Annotated in this window: 20 protein-coding genes and 1 tRNA gene; 9 read left to right on the top strand and 12 right to left on the bottom strand. The window is 37.8% G+C overall.

The genetic code is table 11. The features are described 5' to 3' along the window. Positions 1-31: 31 nt before the first annotated feature. The 5 genes from L0668_RS14115 to L0668_RS14135 form a co-directional block, all read right to left on the bottom strand. The gene (locus tag L0668_RS14115; RefSeq protein WP_235313348.1) at positions 32-358 is read right to left on the bottom strand and encodes a hypothetical protein; all 327 of its coding nucleotides are present in this window, start codon (positions 356-358) and stop codon (positions 32-34) included. A gap of 1 nt (position 359) precedes the next feature. Next, positions 360-1,784, bottom strand: a complete 1,425-nt coding sequence (gene glgA, locus L0668_RS14120; protein ID WP_235313349.1) for a glycogen synthase GlgA — start codon at positions 1,782-1,784, stop codon at positions 360-362. 9 nt (positions 1,785-1,793) lie between these two features. Continuing rightward, complete coding sequence (locus tag L0668_RS14125; protein WP_235313350.1) at positions 1,794-2,819, bottom strand: methyltransferase; 1,026 nt, start codon at positions 2,817-2,819, stop codon at positions 1,794-1,796. Continuing rightward, on the bottom strand, positions 2,819-3,538 hold the full coding sequence (gene trmB / locus L0668_RS14130; protein WP_235313351.1) for a tRNA (guanosine(46)-N7)-methyltransferase TrmB: 720 nt from the start codon (positions 3,536-3,538) through the stop codon (positions 2,819-2,821). Before trmB ends, L0668_RS14125 begins: the two co-directional genes overlap by 1 nt. 102 nt (positions 3,539-3,640) lie before the next feature. After that, complete coding sequence (locus tag L0668_RS14135; protein WP_235313352.1) at positions 3,641-4,378, bottom strand: alpha/beta fold hydrolase; 738 nt, start codon at positions 4,376-4,378, stop codon at positions 3,641-3,643. Positions 4,379-4,456: 78 nt separating this feature from the next. Between L0668_RS14135 and mutY the strand changes: the two genes are divergently transcribed. The 3 genes from mutY to L0668_RS14150 all read left to right on the top strand — a co-directional run bounded on the left by mutY (position 4,457) and on the right by L0668_RS14150 (position 6,243). Then, complete coding sequence (gene mutY, locus L0668_RS14140) at positions 4,457-5,524, top strand: A/G-specific adenine glycosylase (protein ID WP_235313353.1); 1,068 nt, start codon at positions 4,457-4,459, stop codon at positions 5,522-5,524. Positions 5,525-5,546: 22 nt separating this feature from the next. After that, the gene (locus L0668_RS14145; RefSeq protein WP_235313354.1) at positions 5,547-5,819 is read left to right on the top strand and encodes an oxidative damage protection protein; all 273 of its coding nucleotides are present in this window, start codon (positions 5,547-5,549) and stop codon (positions 5,817-5,819) included. Between the two features lie 348 nt (positions 5,820-6,167). Next, positions 6,168-6,243: transfer RNA gene (locus L0668_RS14150), tRNA-Phe, on the top strand. A 315-nt stretch (positions 6,244-6,558) separates the two neighbouring features. Here L0668_RS14150 and L0668_RS14155 read toward each other — a convergent pair. Together L0668_RS14155 and L0668_RS14160 are read right to left on the bottom strand one after the other, a co-directional pair. Next, a complete protein-coding gene (locus L0668_RS14155; RefSeq protein ID WP_235313355.1) occupies positions 6,559-6,987 on the bottom strand; it encodes an RNase H1/viroplasmin domain-containing protein in 429 nt (142 codons plus the stop codon). 453 nt (positions 6,988-7,440) lie between these two features. Next, positions 7,441-7,848: a DUF2787 family protein gene (locus tag L0668_RS14160; protein WP_235313356.1), complete on the bottom strand. Its 408-nt coding sequence runs from the start codon at positions 7,846-7,848 to the stop codon at positions 7,441-7,443. A gap of 120 nt (positions 7,849-7,968) precedes the next feature. Between L0668_RS14160 and L0668_RS14165 the strand changes: the two genes are divergently transcribed. Then, positions 7,969-8,412 carry a hypothetical protein gene (locus tag L0668_RS14165; protein WP_235313357.1) on the top strand — a complete coding sequence of 148 codons (444 nt, stop codon included), beginning with the start codon at positions 7,969-7,971 and terminating at the stop codon, positions 8,410-8,412. A gap of 81 nt (positions 8,413-8,493) precedes the next feature. Here the strand turns inward: L0668_RS14165 and L0668_RS14170 are convergent, their stop codons facing one another. The 5 genes from L0668_RS14170 to L0668_RS14190 form a co-directional block, all read right to left on the bottom strand. Next, entirely contained in the window at positions 8,494-8,952 is a 459-nt protein-coding gene (locus L0668_RS14170) for a DUF6641 family protein (protein WP_235313358.1), read from the bottom strand. A gap of 18 nt (positions 8,953-8,970) precedes the next feature. Continuing rightward, a complete protein-coding gene (locus L0668_RS14175) occupies positions 8,971-10,992 on the bottom strand; it encodes an AAA family ATPase (protein WP_235313359.1) in 2,022 nt (673 codons plus the stop codon). Beyond that, the gene (locus tag L0668_RS14180) at positions 10,992-11,903 is read right to left on the bottom strand and encodes a tyrosine-type recombinase/integrase (RefSeq protein ID WP_235313360.1); all 912 of its coding nucleotides are present in this window, start codon (positions 11,901-11,903) and stop codon (positions 10,992-10,994) included. The genes L0668_RS14175 and L0668_RS14180 overlap by 1 nt, the downstream gene beginning before the upstream one ends. A gap of 189 nt (positions 11,904-12,092) precedes the next feature. Further along, entirely contained in the window at positions 12,093-12,962 is an 870-nt protein-coding gene (locus tag L0668_RS14185; protein WP_235313361.1) for a hypothetical protein, read from the bottom strand. Beyond that, positions 12,949-13,710, bottom strand: a complete 762-nt coding sequence (locus tag L0668_RS14190; protein ID WP_235313362.1) for a hypothetical protein — start codon at positions 13,708-13,710, stop codon at positions 12,949-12,951. The genes L0668_RS14185 and L0668_RS14190 overlap by 14 nt, the downstream gene beginning before the upstream one ends. A 223-nt stretch (positions 13,711-13,933) precedes the next feature. On the opposite strand from L0668_RS14190, the gene L0668_RS14195 reads away from it, so the two are divergent. From L0668_RS14195 to L0668_RS14215, 5 genes are all read left to right on the top strand, one after another. Then, positions 13,934-14,290, top strand: coding sequence for a hypothetical protein (locus tag L0668_RS14195; protein WP_235313363.1), 357 nt, complete (start codon positions 13,934-13,936; stop codon positions 14,288-14,290). Between the two features lie 90 nt (positions 14,291-14,380). Next, positions 14,381-15,361 (top strand): hypothetical protein, encoded by a 981-nt coding sequence (locus tag L0668_RS14200; RefSeq protein WP_235313364.1) that lies wholly within the window; start codon positions 14,381-14,383, stop codon positions 15,359-15,361. A gap of 639 nt (positions 15,362-16,000) precedes the next feature. Further along, on the top strand, positions 16,001-17,662 hold the full coding sequence (locus L0668_RS14205) for a reverse transcriptase domain-containing protein (protein WP_235313365.1): 1,662 nt from the start codon (positions 16,001-16,003) through the stop codon (positions 17,660-17,662). Beyond that, positions 17,662-17,808: a hypothetical protein gene (locus tag L0668_RS14210; protein WP_235313366.1), complete on the top strand. Its 147-nt coding sequence runs from the start codon at positions 17,662-17,664 to the stop codon at positions 17,806-17,808. The genes L0668_RS14205 and L0668_RS14210 overlap by 1 nt, the downstream gene beginning before the upstream one ends. Positions 17,809-18,050: 242 nt before the next feature. After that, complete coding sequence (locus L0668_RS14215) at positions 18,051-19,259, top strand: FRG domain-containing protein (RefSeq protein ID WP_235313367.1); 1,209 nt, start codon at positions 18,051-18,053, stop codon at positions 19,257-19,259. Positions 19,260-19,391 lie beyond the last annotated feature (132 nt).

A 19,391-nucleotide genomic window follows, 5' to 3' on the forward strand; every position in this document is an offset into this window, starting at 1 on the left:
AAAAATTACAAAATTGAAACCTTATTCAGTACTAATGTTTTACCAGCTTAATTAATTCTTCTTGGCTGATTTGATATTTTTGGGCAATTCTTTGCATAGTTACTTGCCAATCTATTTCTTCTAACTTACTCATTTTACTGTTTTTAACTAAAGCTAAATCAGTTAAACACAAACATATAACATCATTCTTTTTAACCTCTAAAACAGGCACTGCAACCGCAGCCTGTTTATAGATTAACCGAGGACAGGCTTTAGTACGTTCCTCTGACTGAATACACTTACTAGGTAATGCTTTGGCTTGATTAACGTGAACGACTCCGATTAAAAAAATGCTTAGCAAAATTGTAAATTTATACAAACTAAATTGCTGCTTGATAAAGTGAAACATATTCTGCTGCCGCATCTTGCCAAGTAAAATGTGTTGCCATGGCGCGTTTCACCACTGCTTCAAATTCTTTTGGGTCTTCATGGTAAAACAATAAAGCTCTTTGTATACAAGATAATAAAGCCGCACCAGTAGGCTCTTCAAAAATGAAACCCGTAGCATTTTCTGGTTGTTGAGCAATATCCACTACCGTATCTTTCAATCCACCTACCGCTCTAACAATAGGTAAAGTCCCATACGCTAGGCTGTACATTTGATTTAAACCACAAGGTTCAAATAAAGAGGGCATCAAAAAGAAGTCACTCCCAGCTTCAATCATATGGGCCTTACGTACACTAAAGTCTTCTACGAAGGCACATTTAGTCGAGTGCTTAGCGGCAGTATCTTTCAATATTTGGCTAATGTAGGGGTCACCCGTACCTATGATTGCCAACTGTACTTTATGCTGCATCAGCTGTTCAAGAATAGGTAAAATAAAACCAAAACCTTTTTGATCAGTCAATCGACACACCATACCAATTAAGGGCACATTAGCTTGTTGAGGTAAGCCCACTTCTTTTTGGATATCAGCTTTACAGGCTTTTTTGCCGGATAAATCATCGAGTTGATAATTTTGCGCTATATGTGGATCAGTCGTAGGGTCCCACTGACTATAATCACAACCATTTAATATACCACTTACATCAGAATATCTGCGTTGAAATTCTTCAAATAAATAGTGCGATCCTAAAGGAGTTAATAACTCTTGAGCATAGTTAGGACTCACTGCATTAATTTTATTTGCATAGCGAATTCCCATTTTTACATAATTTAATGCATCACCATCAAGCTGACTATGTAAGTTATAGTGAGGTTGTAAATAAGGAATTTCACTGAATCTGTGTGCTCCTTGATATGCTCCATTATGGATAGTAAACACAGTGCGCGATTTGGCAAAAAAGCCAGTATCGTCAATACTTACAAAATATGGCGTTAATGCTGTATGCCAGTCGTTACAATGTACAATATCTGGCTGAAAATTAACGACTTGTGCTGTTTTTATTGCAGCATGAGCAAAAAAGGCAAATCGTTCCGCATTATCTGCATAGGCATGATAAGTATCGGCATAAAGCCCTTTACGGTTAAAAAATTCAGAATGATCTACAGCCAGCACTCTCAGGCCTTGTAAATCTAGTTGTTTAACGCCAAACTCATAAGCCTCATGACCTGAAAATAAAGTTTGTTTTTCACAAATATCATCGGCATTAAATTTTTCGGCTAGTTGCCTGTAGTAAGGTAAAACTATTGTGACTTCGTGGCCCAATTCAGCAAGAGCTAAAGGTAATGCTTTACCAACATCAGCTAAACCGCCAGTTTTGACTAGATCTTCCACCTCTGAAACAACAAAAAGAACTTTCATAACTATCCCTTATTTTACGCGATTGCACTGATAAAGACTAAATTTAGTGGTTTGTTTAAGTAAAGTTACCACATTAAATCGTTTTTCTAGTAACTCAGAATAACGCAAAAATTTATTAGCCACTAAAACTAAGTTACCACTAGGAGCGATAAATTTATTTAACTGCCCAATAAATCCTTCTGTGACTGAATAGTCTGTTTGAATTCCAGTATGAAACGGAGGGTTAGTCACTATTGTAGAAAACTTACCTGTGACATTAGCCAAGCCATTTGAAGCTAATACTTCAACGTCGAGTCCGTTTAACTTAGCGCTTTGCTGTGAACAATAAACAGCTAGTGCACTTACATCACTCATGACTATTTTACTATCCGGGCTTTTAAGTCCAACAAAACAGCCAATCACACCCGCACCGCAACCAAAATCTAACACTCGTCCAAACTTAATATCAGGTAAATTCTCGAGCAATAGCTGAGTACCTAAATCTAATGAGCCGTGATTAAACACACCAGGTAAAGAACACACTTTATAACTTAAACCAGCTACAGCAACGGTTAATTCTTTGTGCCATTTTGCAATATCAAAAGCTTTTACGTCTTTATCTACCTGACCTCCAAACAATGCACAATGACGAGCCGAATCAATCTTATTAGTTTGACTGCTCACTGGATCTAACAATTTCACAGCACTTTTGATACCACCTTTGTTCTCACCTACCAGTAATAAGCTGCCATTCTTATTTAAACAAGCAGCAATATTGGCAATTAACATTTTTAACTGGTCTTTGGATTTAGGTACATAAATTACAGCGCCATCAAACTTATTATCTGTTGGGTAAGCTGCTGCAAAAGTATGTTGCTGCGTATTTCCGTGACTTTGACTTTGTTGATAAATATCAAAATATTGATGAAAAACACTAATATCTGCTTGGCCTAAACTGGAGGTAATATGCGTATCTGTAGGGTTAACCAATAACCATTTACCTGTAGTAAAAATATCTTTATTACGGACTAATACCTGACTAGGAGCACTTAACATTAAGACACTCTCTCAAACATTAAATCCCATACGCCATGGCCTAACCTATGGCCGCGCTGTTCAAATTTAGTTAGTGGACGCTGAGCTGGACGAGGCACAAAATCATTTGATTCAGACTGATTTTTAAAACCTTCAGCTTCTGTCATCACTTCTAACATATGTTCAGAATAATTTTCCCAATCGGTAGCCATATGAAATACACCACCTATTGCAAGTTTAGATCTGAGTTTTTGCACAAACTCAGGCTGTACAATACGTCTTTTATGATGACGGGTTTTATGCCAAGGGTCTGGAAAAAATAGCTGCACTCTGGCCAAACTATTGTCTGCCACACAATCAGCTAATATTTCTACTGCATCATGTTCGAATACTCTAAGGTTTTTTACACCTTTTTCAGCAGCTTCACCTAAGCACGCTCCCACGCCAGGCTTGTGTACTTCAATACCAATAAAATCTTTATCAGGTTCATTTTGTGCCATCTCAACTAATGACTTACCCATACCAAAACCTATTTCTAACACGACCGGTGCTTGGCGACCAAAAGTGTCGGTAAAGTTTTGTAAACCACTGGCATGCTCTAAGCCCATGGTTGGCCAGTGAAGTTCAATTGACTTAGCCTGCCCTGCAGTTAAACGACCTTCTCTTTTTACAAAGCTTTGGATTTTGCGAATATAAACGCCAGCCGCTGCGGCTTCTTGTTCATTTTTAAACTGACTCATTTGGGGATCTCATTCTAAAATTTTTCTGATTTTTTATTTCATTGAATATTGCGCATTATCCTTTGCCACCAGCTGAATGCAAGGTCAACACATATCAAGGGCTTAACTAAGTGTGTTAATGTTTTCTGCTAAATACTTAGCCAACAGTTCTGGTTGCTCAATTGGTATCATATGACCTGCATTTTTAATAACCTGACTATTTGCATTTGGAAGTGCAGCTGACATAGCCGCAAAAGATTGTTTACTGACGAAATTATCTGACTCCCCAGCAATCAAATTTATTTGAAACTTAGTTTTAGCCAGTTTAGGTATTAAATTAGCTCTATTGGTTGTAGCCCGATATTGCGCAGTTAATACACCCGCACCTAAGTCTTGTTCCATTTGACTAACTAACGTTTTTAACTCGCCATTTTTTTGATTGGCCGGATGAAAAAACTGCTCTAAGCGTTTATCAGACATACCTTTGTACTGTTTGTTTTTAATTAAATTTAAAGTTTGCTGACGAGACTTTTTATCTAATTCTGAAAACTCACCGGCTGTACTAGCAATTAAGGTTAAGGATTTAATACGACTGGAATTTTCTAAGGCAGACATAGCTGCGATATATGCCCCCATGGAAAACCCAACCAAGTGCACTTTGTCGTCAAAATATGCCAATCGATCTGCCGTTAACATTTTCATTTGAGCAAGGTCTTCAGCCCACTGCAAAGGCACAAATGCTCGCATTGGAATATCTAGATAATGCCAACACGCATTAAAAATTCTTTCATCACATAAAGTGCCAGGTAAAAATACAATAGGTTGCTCAATGGTATATTTTTTAGGCTGGGTATTTGGCAAGTTAATCTCTACTAAACTTTTTGTTAGGTTATCAGGTATTATCCGCTTAATTATCCTAAGCGCAAAGTAATCAGTTCTGTGCCTGACAATATAAATTCGCAAAATTACAACTTTAGCCAAAAAGTATTAGCTTGGTTTGACATCAATGGCCGAAAAAATCTGCCATGGCAAACCAATAAAACGCCCTACTCTGTATGGGTGTCTGAAATCATGTTACAACAAACCCAAGTTAAAACCGTTATTCCGTACTTTCAAAATTTTATGCAAAGTTTCCCCAACGTTTTAACTTTAGCAAATGCCCCTCAAGATGAAGTACTTCACCATTGGACAGGATTAGGTTACTACGCTCGCGCCAGAAATTTACAAAAAGCAGCGCAAGTCATACGAGATGAGTATCAGGGTAAATTTCCTGAACGAATAGACCAGCTTATTGCTTTACCCGGTATTGGCCGTTCTACTGCAGGAGCTATATTGTCACTAGCTTGTAATCAACATCACAGTATTTTAGATGGTAATGTAAAACGAGTATTAGCAAGATATTTTGCGGTAGAAGGTTGGCCAGGCAATAAAAAGGTTGAAACCGACTTATGGCAATACGCAGATAAACTCACCCCAGCCAAACGCACGGGAGATTACACTCAAGCCATGATGGATATGGGAGCAACTTTATGTAGTCGCTCAAAACCCAATTGTGATGAGTGCCCTCTCAGCCAAAGTTGTTTAGCCTTTGTCCAAGGCCGACAAACTGAGTTGCCACACAAAAAACCCAAAAAAGACATACCGGTAAAATCTACAATTATGTTAATTCCAATGTGGCAGCAACAAGTCTTGATTTATAAACGACCACCTAGCGGTTTATGGGGGGGATTATGGGGTTTTCATGAAGTTGAAAGCCCACAACAAATCATTCCTCAGGCTGAAAAACTAGGATTTTTTGAAACTCAACAAACAGTATTGACAGCATTTCGTCACACTTTTAGTCATTTTCATTTAGACATCACCCCAGTGATTTTGCACCTAAAGCAAGCGCCAACTGAGCAGATAATGGAAGACAACCAGATGTGGTTTGATTTAATCACGCCACAAAATGTTGGATTAGCCGCGCCAACCAAGAAACTATTTAGTACAATCACCCAGAATTTTTAGTCACCCGAATTAGAGCAACATTATGAGTAGAACAGTATTTTGCCAGCGCCTACAAAAAGAAGCTGATGGCCTAGATTTCCAATTATATCCAGGTGAACTAGGTAAAAAGATTTTCGACAACATTTGCAAAGAAGCATGGGCTGAATGGCAATCCAAACAAACCATGCTAATTAACGAAAATAAATTAAATATGATGGAACCAAACGCCAGAAAATTTTTAGAGGAACAAATGCAAGCCTATTTGTTTGAAGGAAAAGAACCTGACATTGAAGGTTATGTTGCTCCTAAAGCGTAATTTTCGAGTAATTTTGTAATATTTAGGCTGTTTTTGCTCAATCTATAGGCGATCAGTAAAAATACCTAAAAAAGAGGTTGACTTAAATGGTGTAAATCCGTTTAATACGCACCCACAGCGAAGCAGGTACGTCACTCTTGATTAAGTTACCAAGAGAAACAATGGCAAACTTGTTAGTTGATGCCCAGATAGCTCAGTCGGTAGAGCAGAGGATTGAAAAGCGCAAGCTTATTCAATCTAGTTTCTACCAAACGCTTGAATGGCAATGGTTAACAAGTTAGAGTCCACTAACTTGTTGTTTGCAAAGTTTTGCAAAGTATAGTTTGGACAACCTGCACGTTTTTATGTGCCCAGATAGCTCAGTCGGTAGAGCAGAGGATTGAAAATCCTCGTGTCCTTGGTTCGATCCCGAGTCTGGGCACCATTTCTCTTGGTGTCGTATATTTTAAAATATTAATTTCAAAATCTTTGCAAATAATATTTGATAAACCTTTTTGTTGAACCAAACAAACATCATATTCTTGAATAAGAAAAGAGTTAGTTTTTTCGTTAGTTTTATAAACGCCAGACTCGCGATTTTGGAATTGGTAGACATGACGGATTCAAAATCCGTTGCAGCAATGCGTGGCGGTTCGAGTCCGCCCACCGGTACCATTCTTTGCAAGAAACATTAAACCGACCTAGAGTCGGTTTTTTTGTGTCTGAAATATAGTTAATTTGAAGTCGCTTCAAATAATCATTAATCCCATGGAGGTTGGTTAATATAGTGAGAATAAGCAACAGAAAGCGATTGCACTGTTAAAGGAGTCGACATCTGATTAGCAATTTTTACGATTGCACGGACGGCTTCAATTGAATGTGTCCTATTTAAGGTCGCGCACCACTTCAAACAATTTTTTAGCCTGTGTTTTGCTTTTTGATTCGTGAATGTTAATTTTTTAGCAGGCTGTGTGTTTTGGGATAGCAACTTCTCTATTGGCATTTTTTGTTGTCGTTTCCAGAGACTAAAGGCGCTTCGTGCCTCTTTAACACTTTGAAATGGGCGGTACCATGCTAGCGGGCAGTCATTAATTTGTTTATGGACATCATCCCAGTTTTTATACACTCCGGGTTGGCGACCAATATAAACAATGTACGCAGGTGCATCGGTTATAGATTGAATGGACATTGGTGTCTCCTGTGAATAGCTATTGTCTTAATTACTAATTACTAATTACTAATTACTATTTACAGTTTGCACTTATCCAGTTTGGTGAAACTTCATTTCGCTCGCGATTTTCTCTTGCGCCGCTTATTTTTTTGCTCTGTCGTCTTCAGTTCCTCTTCTAAAAGTTTGTATTCAAATTCAGTATCGATACCTGAATGACCTAGAACGAGATCAATCTCAAGTCGTGAAGGAATGACATATGTATTCTTAATGAACTTATCTAACACCTTGACAGCGTTTCTTTTTATTTTCTAGACTTTCTGAAAGCTGCTTATAACTTCTTACTTCAGTCATTTTTTCACGATGGAGTTGTTTTTCTATATGTTTATAGTCGGCTATGACTCATAGCTAAGTCACTGATTCAGATTGAGAAAAGTAATCTAAAGCTCTTCTCATTTATTAATGGGTCTTGGTCTATCCAGATACTGTTACTTTATATGGGGAAAGAGCAAACCAGTAGTGCAAGAAGTTACTCTCCCATATCTGATACATATCTGTGGCGCTTTCTATTGGGTATACGCCAAACATGTTTTGAAACACACCAGCTTGAAAGTCAAAATCTAGATCTTTAGCTAGCTCAGAGTTGTAGCCATTTCCCACATAACAAAAGTCTGTCACGTAACAGAGCTGCCAATAATCAACTCGCTTTTCTAACCTGATCTCGACAGGATGAAAACCACCACCTTCGGCTGAGTATGTTGGGTCGCGAAAATTAATAGTGACAGCATCACTGTCAATACTCTGTTTTTCAATGACGTTAGTGAGTGCATCGACAAGTAATTTAGAGACGGGCAGGGCTAATCCCTCGTGTTGAATACGCATATTGATTCCTTAAAATATAAAAATAATGAAGTTTGTAAATTGCTAGATTGTGAGTAAGAAGAAATAGAAAATTGACTGCGCATACTAATTTAATGGCATACAACTACAGAGGCCATTAATATGCATCAGTTCGACTTTGCTAACTTCCCATTTATTCCGCACCCATTGTTTAAACAAATACTGAATGAGGCATTTATTCATGCGCCTGACGGTGTTGGTTACTATGAATGGGTCATGTCTTTTCCCAACTCTTCGATTGCTCCGAACGAATCTTTTTTGTTTAAGGTTAAACAAAATGACAGAGCTAAATACCTCGTTGAAGCCATTTATTGCTTGAACGAATTGGATGGTGCCCCTCATGTGTGGGCATATGTTAATAGCCCAAAAGGTATCGACTCACTATTACAGTTAGGCAGTTGCGATAGAGCTTTCGATCTCACAACCCTATTAGAGTATTTACAAAATTTAGTGCTAGAAGATGTTGCCGCCAACGGGATCGAGTACAAAGTGGGCAAGGCCCCCTTTTGGGAGAAAGAAGAGTTTGCCCAAGTTTTACCTGATTAAAGTTGTCAGGCGATTTGGTTGAGGTTACAAGAACTGTGGTTGCGAATTAGGCTTACCACAGTTCGATATATTTAACCTAAATTAAGCCTTCACTTTAGGTTTAGTTGTTTGAATGATTTTGCTAGTAGGTTTAGCTAACAAAAGTTCGTCTAGCTCGCCTTTTTCAGTTGCTTTAATTATGGTGTCTATCACTTCAGGTAGTTTTGATTTATCACCAATATCAATAGCGGGTTTACCTTTTTGTAACTCAACAGGCTTGTTATTGATCTTTACTTCAAAGTAGTAGTGGCTATCACTATCGTAATACCATGGCTTAACACTGACAGGACGGCGTTGCTTTTGGCGTTCACCTGTTTCTTTATTCGTTACCATCTTTTCACGAAATGCTTCAAAAGGGCGTTTCTCGATCATGCAGGTAGCCATATCTTTTTGCTGCTCTAGCTTCTCAATGAGCTTCATTCGTTTGCCAATGACGGGTGATTTAGGCTCAATTTTAGGGCGAGCGATAACCTTGAGTGAACTCAATACAGATGTAGTCATAATATTTTCCTTAAGGGATTAGAGAGGGCGAATAAAGCCCATTTGGTTTTTAGGTTGTTTTCGTTGGTTTTCTTCCGCCAACAAAGTGATGGCTGAAAGTCGGTGGTCTTGAGATGGTTGAAACATTTGGCGTCTGGCTAGTATGGCAAAATCGCCAGGTGTAAGATGACGCATTAGCGCCAGACTGCGTTTTTCCTCAAGCGTTAATTTTTTAATGGCAAGTACATGTTTGTATAGTTGTATGACTTGCATTGATGTTAGGTAGTCACATTCCAATTTAAAGTCGAAGCGACGTAATACTGCCTTATCTAATTTGCTATCAAAGTTGGTTGCAGCGAAAAGCGGTTGGCTAAAACACTCAATCTGGGTTAAAAATTCATTCACCAACTGGAGTTCGTGGTGTGTGGTCAGTGCTTCACGGCTAACCAACAGACTGTCAACCTCATCTAGCAGAATGACCTTCTCTTCGGAATGGGCTCGGTGGAATAGCTCAGCAACATTCTGCTCACTTTCGCCAGACCACTTGCTTAAAACATCTGAGCATTTAACGCGGATAAGGTCACGTTCGTGTAACTCAGTTAGGTAATGAGCATAGGCCGTTTTACCTGTTCCTGGAGGGCCTGTTAATAATATACGAGCAGGTTTATTGTGCTTTAGGGCATACCTAACATCATCTAATAGCGCTCTATTTTGCCTGATGTTGAGTAAGTTAGGATTAAAGCACAAGTCCCCTTTATATTGAGCCGGTTCAGTTAATATATTGGAAGCACGCATAGTGCTATTAACCACCTCTAGCACAGTGTTTTCAGCGCTTGTACGCTTGTTTCCAAGAGTTTTAGCAACATGCGTAGCATTAGCTATAATAGCTGGGGAAATACTGCTTATATGCGCTAGCGTGCGTTTAAACTGCTTGGATAACGCTAACCCTTTGTAATATTGTTGGCAAACTGTGTCTATGTTCTCTGCATTAGGAGATGTGACCTCAATGACTAACTTAAAACGCCTAATAAAGCTTGGCGCTACATAATCGACATGGTTGGTAATCCATATACAGGGAATATGGTTGTCTTCTAAAAAACGTTGAAGATGGTCTTTACTATATTGGTTATCTGCACTTTCAAATAGGCTTTCACATTCATCGATTAATAGCATGGCATTATATGACGAAGAGAGTAATGCTGTGATTAATGATAGGTAGCGTAACCTGTCTTTATCTGGACTTTTTGACTCAAATTCATCTTTAAGCCGCCCGCCTTTAATACCGCTTGCTCTTACTTCAAATAGATGTAATCCATTTTCATCTGCCAATGAACGCGCTAACTCTGTTTTACCCGCACCAGAAGTACCATAGAAAAGTAAGTTTGTGCCTAATTGAGCCTCTTCTATCGCGGCATTCAGGTAGTCAGATATTAAGCCAGTGTTAACTTGATGAAAGCTATCTAGCGTAAATTGCGCAGGTTTACTGGGCAGTAACAGGGCATCAAGTAACTCTTCTTGTTGAGTTAATGGCTGAGTCAGCAATTTAGTCATTAAAGCTTTAGGTATCTCGTCACCGACTATTGCATTAAGGTTGGTAGACGTTAATAGGCCTAAGTCATATAGGTCGTTAATGACTCTATCTAAATCGGCTTGAGTTATACCTGTAATCTCTCGCAATATGTCATCGATCGACCAAACGTCGTTATATAGCTGTACGTGCTCTACTAAACTCATAAAGCACTTATTTGCCTGACATATCAAAACAAACTCAATAATGCTGGCACCGTTTGTATTGCCTTCGGTTAACGAGAGTAAAAATTGAATATTTCTTCTTAGGCACTTTGTATATCTAGGGTAAGAGTCTTTTATATTTAATAAGTTGTTAAGACTATTAGTATCAAGTGCGGTGCCAATAGGTACATTTTGGCCCCGTAAATAGCTCAATGAATCTATATTCAAGCAATCTAAATGATGCTTTGATAAGTAGGGAAGCAGTTGCCTAGCAAATTGGCAGCTTAAAAAGTGCAATCTGGTAGGTTCGTTAAAGGACTGATGCAACATTATAAGTCCTTTTGTTTGTTGTAACTTAACTTGGCTGCCGCTTTTTGCATCACGGCTTGGTCACGTTTGTCATAGATAATAGTGGTTGATATGTCAGCATGGCCAGCCATTTGCCTAACGGTATTTAGATCTACGTCCTGCTCAAGTAGTCTGGTAATAAAGGTTCGACGTAAATCATGTGGTGATAAATTATTCAACCCTACATGATTGGAAACACTGCGAACTAGTTGATAAATTGTTTCGGTAGTAATGCCCAACTTGATGTTGATACGTTTTGTTCTATTGACCGGATTAAACAAGTATTCTCCCTCATTACCCCGCAACAATAGCCATGTGTGTAACCGTTCTACGCACCAGTCGGGTAGAAAGGCTATCCGGCGTTTATTACCTTTACCCTTTTGTACTATTAGTCGATTTTCAGCTAAGGTTAAATCGTTGAGCTTAAGTGCTACTAGTTCACTTCTACGTAACCCCGCTCCCAGTAATAGTCCAAATATAGCTTTATTCCGAAAGCCAACGACACTCTTATCTAGATCCAAGTAACTAAGAAGGGCCATGACCTGAGTCGCATTTAAGGGATTACCTTGATATTGAGGGCTTTTTTCATGTTTGATAGAACTGAGCTGTATCAGTTGGTTCTCAGGAATAACTCCCATTAATACGGCTACTTTTACTATGTTGCGGATTGTAGACATGGCGCGGTTAATAGTTTTTCCAGATGACCCCTGTTGAGCTAGCTCTACTTTGATACGACAGGCTATCTGATAATCTACTTGATGGAACATTTGTTCACGAGAATCAGGGGGCCATTCCATAATGTCTGCGATTTTATTTAATTGTGATTGAATTGACCGCCGACTATTGGGCGCAAGTGTTCCCATATACAGCGCGTAAGGGCTGGGTTTGTCCATGTATGCTCCGATTGTGTGCTTAAAACGCTTAAAAAGAAGGGTAATTGCTTGGATAAGCTGTTTTTAGGTTAGCAAAGGAAAGCAGGCAAAAATATGGCTATTTTGTACCGAGATAGTGAGGGATTGAGCAGTCGCGAATTCGCGACTACTACTTTAATTGAATGGGTTACTGAACTTGCCCCCCTTCTTTTAAGTTTTAGTGACTGCATTTTCTAAAACCATCGGAAACCACTCCTCAATTAAGCTATATTTGCCTTCATCGGAAAGCCAATTTGAAAATTGGTTCAAGATTTCTTCTAGCTCGTCCTCAGGTAGCAAATCACTTTTTTCAGTAGGAAATATTATTCCGGCAGATGATTCATATGGCTTTTCTTGAGTAGTTTGCGGGTGTTTTTCCCCCTCATTATTGTTTGTGTCGAAATACTCAGAGTCGTCATCAAAGTAAAAACCATCATCATCATCATCATCATCATTATCATCATTATCATCATTAGATGTATTGTCATCGGCTGATGCATTAACAGGAGCTTGAACATTTTTCTTTTTGGTTGCAGAACCTTCATATTTTTTTTGAATGTACTCCTTTATTATGCTGGCCGTTAGTTTTTCACCTTCCACTTTGTCGATATACAAATCATGATGAATTGTCTTTACTCTTGCTTTTAGCTCTTCTTGGGTTTTACTATCGCTTTTAATTAATAAAAACGCGTCTAAGTGAGATGCGGGCATTTTACCTACTGCCTCAAAATTACCATCAAATATTATTAATTCAATCTTGCCTCTATTAACTTGCTTGTAACACTCTTGCGGGCATTTTGAATTAATGATGTTTGATTCAAATAGTTCTTTTAGATAGTCATATCCTAACTCCTTGTGCCATTCAAATATAGCGGATAAAAGCAGTGTCTTCCGTTCATTTTCGACACCTATATCGATCTGTTTTAAGCGTTCTAAAACCAATTTTTTGTCAAGATGTTTATCTTCATCCTTAATGCTGTCAGTATCGCAACAAAGCCTCAATTCAACGATGTCGCTTTCATGAATATTAAAATCTTCCATTTAAACCTCCAAAATAATTAAATGTTGTGTAGTCTACTAAGCTAGGGTCGTAAATGAATTTTGCATATTCAGATAAAACATCTGTACATATATTGATTACGTTATTCATTTGCTTTTGCGAATTCAAAAGAATCTCAAGTTTGTCAATGACTTCTGTCTGAGCGGTTGCTTCGGCCAGCTCCTGTAATATTTCCATTTTTTCATCTAGCGGCAGGTTTTTGATGTACCCAACTGACTGTTCTCGGCGGGAGGTACTTTTCTTTAATTTGTTATTTTTACTTCTTTCTCTTTTAAGCTCAGTAATATTGCAAGTTTGAACGATGGCTTGTTTAACCGATTGCAGGTCCCAATCCAGTTTCTTTTCCTTAAGATACATACTTACTCGTTGCATCGCCAACGCAGAATGTCTTATTTCCTTTAGTTCCAATGCCACCTCTGTCTCGAGCCTACCAATTCCAGCCTCACCCCAAAGAGTCGCTTCAGTCTTAGCAGCATCCAGTTGATTATTATAGGATATATAGTTTTTACCAAAACGTTGTTTAAGCATTCCAGTCATACTATTCTGATGGTCGTGTTTGTAGCCGTCATAAAGGTTAATGTCGTACAAAAACCTCCTTATTTCTTTAGTTGAGCAGTCATTTTTTATTTGTTCCAAAAAATTATGATATTTACTTTCGTTCATTATCATACTGTTTGAGATTGGCTTTGGTGTTGCCCATTCATCATTCAATTCATCGCTTTTTTTCATAACTGATTCCTGTGTTGTGATCCCCTATAGATTACACTTGTGATCAAGTTAGTGCTGGGGGTTCGTGCACTGAGAACGTTCGTTAGGTGCGAACGATTACTCCTAGCTATTGACTTTTCTGTCGGTTTAATAACACACTGATTTATAAAGTTTTCTGGAGCACGCAATGACTAAGAAGGGGTTAAGTCAAGGGATGACATTTATAAAGACACGAAGAGGGCTGATGATTTCTCTATTGGTGTATCAAAGTAATTCAAAACTGGATAACGGCTATCCACTTAAAAAATTGGGGATAGAGGTTGGTTTATACTTTGCGACTAGAGGTAAAGCCAAAGATAAAAAGAAGGCATACTTTTATCGCTCACTCAATGAGCTCTGCAAAAAAGTGGCCACTTTTTCATCTAGACAAGAGATTAGCAAAAATGCCATGTCTGAAGCACTTACTGCTTTAGATAAATATGGGCTCATTAAATATGAAAAAGATGTCCCAAAAAATATTGAAAAGCATGGAGGAAAAAGAGGTATAAGGGTTGTGGTTATGAGTCGTGAGCATTACATCTGTTTGAAAAAGGAAGGCTGAAACTATATTAATTCCTCAAATATGTGTTTTCGGTTCTAGCAAATAGTAATTTCATTATTAACGCTGTATTAATTTGATAATGAGGTTTTTATGACACTAAAATTTAATAACGAAACAATTGAAGCTAGTTCATTTATATTTTCAAAGATATTTAATCAACCTGATATACATGCAACTTTATCTATAGATATGATCTCTGTAACTGTTCCTTTGGTACAGGAACATGCTAAGAAATTGCTTAGTTTGCAAAGGTATAGGACGGCAGACTATCAGTTTAAGTTAATAGTATTAGATGGCAAGGAAGCTGGTCAGCAAAAGTATAAGAGAAGATTGGATGCCAACTTTTCTGATGGCTCTACGCTGAGTATATTTTTATTTGGATTGAATGAATTTCAAAATCCAGTAAAGATATTTTTTAATCCGAATAGGGTCAGTCGCCAAAATGCTGCAACAATCTTACGACATATTCAGGATATTCTAGGCCATAGAAACTATCGACTCTTGATGCTTAGAAGCAATGTGACGCGAGTTGACTACTCGTTTGATCTTCCGAATGTTCCATTCGAACACGTGATAATAGACTATGCTTATTCTCCTCCGTACGAGTCATTTTTTGAGCATGGTTCGAGAACTGGCTTTCGGTTTGGTAATAAAACAGGATGCCCAGTCATTACGTACGACAAGGCGAAGGAACAGAGCGGTATATACCTCGGATATTCAAAATATACTCGAATAGAAAAGCAACAGAAACCAAGAGCACGAGGAGCTAAGTCGATGTTCAAGGTCGGGGACATGGACGAGCAAAAATATTCCTTTCAAGGCCTAATTTTTTACGATCCAAAGCTCCTGATCAATATGCCAAGTCGAGTGTTAACGCTCATTGAGCAATATGGTATTAGCAAGGCTCGGTCGTTACTTGATGAACCTGACAGAACGAAGCTGTACAAACGAATGGAAAAGTATCGGCTCGTTAGAGGAACTGAGTTCAAAAAAGCACTGGAGCAGGCATATCAGAACAAAATGGAAGAGCTGAAACTACTTCTAGTGGAACCTCAACGATTTGTCGATTGAAGCAAATGTACTAGTCGCGAATTCGCGACTAGTTAAACGCAAGAACTTTAGGTCACGTTAATCTATATTAATGCCACATATCGGATGAAAGAATTTATTTTGGCCTCTTACATAATAAGGTGATTGCTTCTTGTTGATTTCGTTTGTGTTAGCTAATCCACGAATAATTGGAGAACAGCACTTTTGAAGGTTTAAGCCTAAACGAGTTAGAAAGAAGATACAGGCTTTACTATAAAACTATGGCCAAATTAACTATGCCACTAAAGTGTAACACCAGTATCCAAATGATAGAGCTACACTATGGTCACGTTATTCCTAAGATGTTTAGCAACCAGCTATCGGGTATTGATATGCCTATATAAGCGAAGGTAATATTCGCCAAGAAAGACAAATAGTGGGTTGCAAACTATATACGAAAAGGCTGTATTAAATATTTTCAGCAAAGCTGATTGATGTTGCGAGTTCGCCTACAACTGGGTAGTATCTTAAGGCGGGTGACGAAGATTTACTTTTTTCATGCTATCTGCGTGAAGTATTTTATAACGGCATTTTTGCCGGCTCGCTTACTAAACTATTGCTATCGGCTCTAAGTTGTAAAGATAAAATCCGTCACCCGCGCAACAATAAAAGGAATTTTGATTGTTTGATATAATAGACCCTAAAACGCTTAATGAATGCTTCACTGTTGAGTTATTAGCTAAGTTTTTAAATACCGACTACCCCAACTTATCCAAACTAATCTATGGAAAAAAGTCACCATATCGAACTTTTTATATTCCTAAAAAAAGTGGTGGCACAAGAGAAATCAAAGCTCCTATAAAAACACTCAAATTAATACAACAAAAGCTAAAGGTAGAATTTGAAGATTATTCGAGCCCAAGAGTTGCCTCCCATGGTTTCGTAAAAGGTAGGAGTATTCTAACAAATGCAAAACTTCACATTAATCGGAACTACGTTTTAAACGTCGATTTGGAAAGCTTTTTTAACTCGATAAATTTTGGAAGAATCAAGAAACTATTTGAAAGTACCCCATTTAAATTTACATCTCCAGTCGCGACTGTTTTAGCTCAGATATGTTGCCACGAAAATAGCCTTCCACAGGGCGCACCTACGTCACCAATCCTATCAAATATGATCGCCTTTAAACTTGATGGTGAATTAATGAGGTTGGCGAAAAAAATTAATTTCAGGTATACGAGGTACGTAGACGATTTAACTATTTCTTGCCAATCATTAGCACAACTCGAAAAACACAAAATCATCTATCGAAGTAAAGAAGCAAAATATGAAGCGGGGTTCACTCTCAGTAGGTTAATTGAAAAAAATGGTTTCAAGATCAATAACGAGAAAACGAGGCTCCAGCAACGCACTGAACATCAAGGGGTTACTGGCCTTACAGTTAATGTAAAATTAAATGTTTCTCGAACTTTCATTCGTCAGACATCTTCAATGATAAATGCTTTAATTATTCATGGAGCTGAAAAATCAGAACATGAACACTTTACAAAATACTTTGATGGATATGTTCCAAATAGGCAGCAACAAAGAATTTCTAAAAAACCTGGCGACTTATTTATCAAAAAAGTGAAAGGTAGAGTGAATTATATAAAAATGATTAGAGGCGCTGCCTGCCCAGTATATAGAAAACTAGCATACCAGTTGACTTGCGGACTAGGTTGTCCTAATGAGGATTACAACAAAGACTGGCTTGATTGGATTTCCGATAGTGTTCTCGTATTAGATAATAATTTGGATATTTTACAAGGCACTGCCTTTTATGCGGATGGCTTAGGTATTGTCACTAACCAACACAATTTGGAATCTATAACGGAAGACAACATAGCTGGTAACATCACTCTAGTTGAGCCTCTAAATTACTCAAAAAAATATCAGCTTTTGGGTCTCAATAAAACATCCGAAAAATATGACATTGCACTCATTGATTTTGGCGTCCATGCAAAGAGCAAAAGAGCTTTAGAAATAGCTGACTCACCATTATATAAAACTGGTACTACGGTATATGCGATAGGTTACCCAAATCACAGTGAGGGAACAAAGCCGACAATTTTGGAATGTAAAATAGTAAATAAAACAAAGTGGCAAGGTGAATGTAGATATAAAATTGATCAAAATATTCACCATGGATTTAGCGGAGGTCCAGTTATCGATACAGACGGAAAAGTCATTGGGATCGTATCCAATGGTAATGCTGTAGGAGCATCTAAGAGTACTGAAGATATGTTCATTCCGGTAGAAACCGTTATGAAATTTGCTAACGACGCAAAGCCAGAAGACTGTTGATGAACACAAAAACTGATAAGCCAGATGAAAATTTTAACTACGCTTCGGAGAGAATGTTTTCAAAAAAAAATGACTCACTCAGGTATGCTGATATAGAAGCCGCGACTCTAATCGATGGAAATGAAGGACTTAAAATATCGGGTTAAGATACAAGAACAAAGTTAAATTGTTCGTGATGTCTGTGGCGATCAGATTGGTAATAGTTTAATTGTACTAATGTCCGTAATTGGCCGAAATCCAGGCTAATCTTGAAGGGCAAATTTATGTTAATATCGGTCATTTATCGATAACGTATATTACCGAATAGAAGACATTGTTATTGTTAAGTTTATTCGTTAGCCTACTTACCGGATAATAAATTGCACGATTATACAATAAGGAGTCATGATTGAGACAGGTAGTTATTTCAATTGAAGCTACTAGAGTAGAGGCTTCAGAGGGAGCCAAAATTATTGAGATAGGATGTGTTGAAATTCTCGACAGCAAAATATCCGGCAATACTTTTCATGTATATTTAAACCCCAAATGTTTGGTTGATCAAGCCAGTATCGAAAAGCATGGAATTACAAACGAATATTTAGCTGACAAACCTGTTTTCAATGATGTTGTTGGCGAGTTTTTAGATTTTATAGGCGATGCTCAATTAGTCACTTATAACGCGGGTCATGTAATCCCTTTTTTGCATAAGGAATTAATTGCCTTAGAGGGTGGAAAGCATGGGAGGCTAAAAAATGACTATATTGATATTTTGACCATAAGTAACAAAAGGCATCCAAATCAAAATAATAGCCTAGATAATTTAACTGAGCGCTATTATCTAGATTCGTCACAGTTCAATGGTTTTGGTGCATTATTTAAAGCTGAAATTATAGCAAACTTGTTATTGGCACTCATAGATGAAAGCACTAAAAACATTACTTCTGACACAGAACAATTTGAGATAGGTGAAAACCTAACGGTTGTAGAAACGTTCTCCGATTTTGACATTGCAATAGAAGGTATAGGTAAAACGGCTTTGTGTCGTGGAGTATCCAATCATGAATATCCACTATTACCTTCGCTTTTTAGGCACAATGAAGTAAAACTAGCTGATACACGAGAATTTAATTCAATGTGGGTATTCAAAACTCACGCAAAACCTCATTTAGATGTTATCCCACTAAATGACATCGAGTGGTTAACGATTGCTCAGCATCATGGACTACCAACAAGACTGTTGGATTGGAGTTTGAGTCCTCTAGTAGCTTGTTTTTTTGCAGTTCAAAGTTTGACTAGAGATGATGCAGCTGTTTTTATTTATGACATTGGAAAATTTAAAAAAGAAGAGGAGATAAAACTCTCAGAATTAAAAGAAATTACAGCATTCTTTCCTTCCCATGCTACAAAACGTATTACTTCTCAGTCAGGGATGTTCACTATACACCCAACAGCAAGTATGAAGTTAGAGCCAAAATCACTTAAGAAAATATTAATACCAGCTTCTAGAAAGAAATACTTTCTAGAAAAGCTGGTTAAATATGGAGTACATCATGGGACGATTTTTCCTGATTTAGACGGACTTTCAAGTTATGTACGGTATCTCAATAATTATAGGTAGCAATGCAGGACATCGTAGTATTCTAATATTGAAGTACTTTTTAGGAAACCTGTAGGGGCAGGTTCGCTGAAACGTATCATTTGGCACCAAGTTTACCGTTCGACCTTTAGAGTTTTTTAGTCCGCTCTGGGC

This window comes from Paraglaciecola algarum (assembly GCF_021532655.1).
GTDB classification, from domain to species: Bacteria; Pseudomonadota; Gammaproteobacteria; order Enterobacterales; family Alteromonadaceae; genus Paraglaciecola; species Paraglaciecola algarum.

Coding starts and splice junctions, on each gene's coding strand:
- L0668_RS14165 (WP_235313357.1), top strand. CDS start 7,969: ATGCATCAGTTCGACTTTGCTAACTTCCCATTTATTCCGCACCCATTG.
- L0668_RS14155 (WP_235313355.1), bottom strand. CDS start 6,987: ATGTCCATTCAATCTATAACCGATGCACCTGCGTACATTGTTTATATT.
- L0668_RS14180 (WP_235313360.1), bottom strand. CDS start 11,903: ATGGACAAACCCAGCCCTTACGCGCTGTATATGGGAACACTTGCGCCC.
- L0668_RS14185 (WP_235313361.1), bottom strand. CDS start 12,962: ATGGAAGATTTTAATATTCATGAAAGCGACATCGTTGAATTGAGGCTT.
- glgA (WP_235313349.1), bottom strand. CDS start 1,784: ATGAAAGTTCTTTTTGTTGTTTCAGAGGTGGAAGATCTAGTCAAAACT.
- L0668_RS14175 (WP_235313359.1), bottom strand. CDS start 10,992: ATGTTGCATCAGTCCTTTAACGAACCTACCAGATTGCACTTTTTAAGC.
- L0668_RS14190 (WP_235313362.1), bottom strand. CDS start 13,710: ATGAAAAAAAGCGATGAATTGAATGATGAATGGGCAACACCAAAGCCA.
- L0668_RS14210 (WP_235313366.1), top strand. CDS start 17,662: ATGAACACAAAAACTGATAAGCCAGATGAAAATTTTAACTACGCTTCG.
- L0668_RS14200 (WP_235313364.1), top strand. CDS start 14,381: ATGACACTAAAATTTAATAACGAAACAATTGAAGCTAGTTCATTTATA.
- L0668_RS14160 (WP_235313356.1), bottom strand. CDS start 7,848: ATGCGTATTCAACACGAGGGATTAGCCCTGCCCGTCTCTAAATTACTT.
- trmB (WP_235313351.1), bottom strand. CDS start 3,538: ATGAGTCAGTTTAAAAATGAACAAGAAGCCGCAGCGGCTGGCGTTTAT.
- L0668_RS14125 (WP_235313350.1), bottom strand. CDS start 2,819: ATGTTAAGTGCTCCTAGTCAGGTATTAGTCCGTAATAAAGATATTTTT.
- L0668_RS14170 (WP_235313358.1), bottom strand. CDS start 8,952: ATGACTACATCTGTATTGAGTTCACTCAAGGTTATCGCTCGCCCTAAA.
- L0668_RS14195 (WP_235313363.1), top strand. CDS start 13,934: ATGATTTCTCTATTGGTGTATCAAAGTAATTCAAAACTGGATAACGGC.
- L0668_RS14145 (WP_235313354.1), top strand. CDS start 5,547: ATGAGTAGAACAGTATTTTGCCAGCGCCTACAAAAAGAAGCTGATGGC.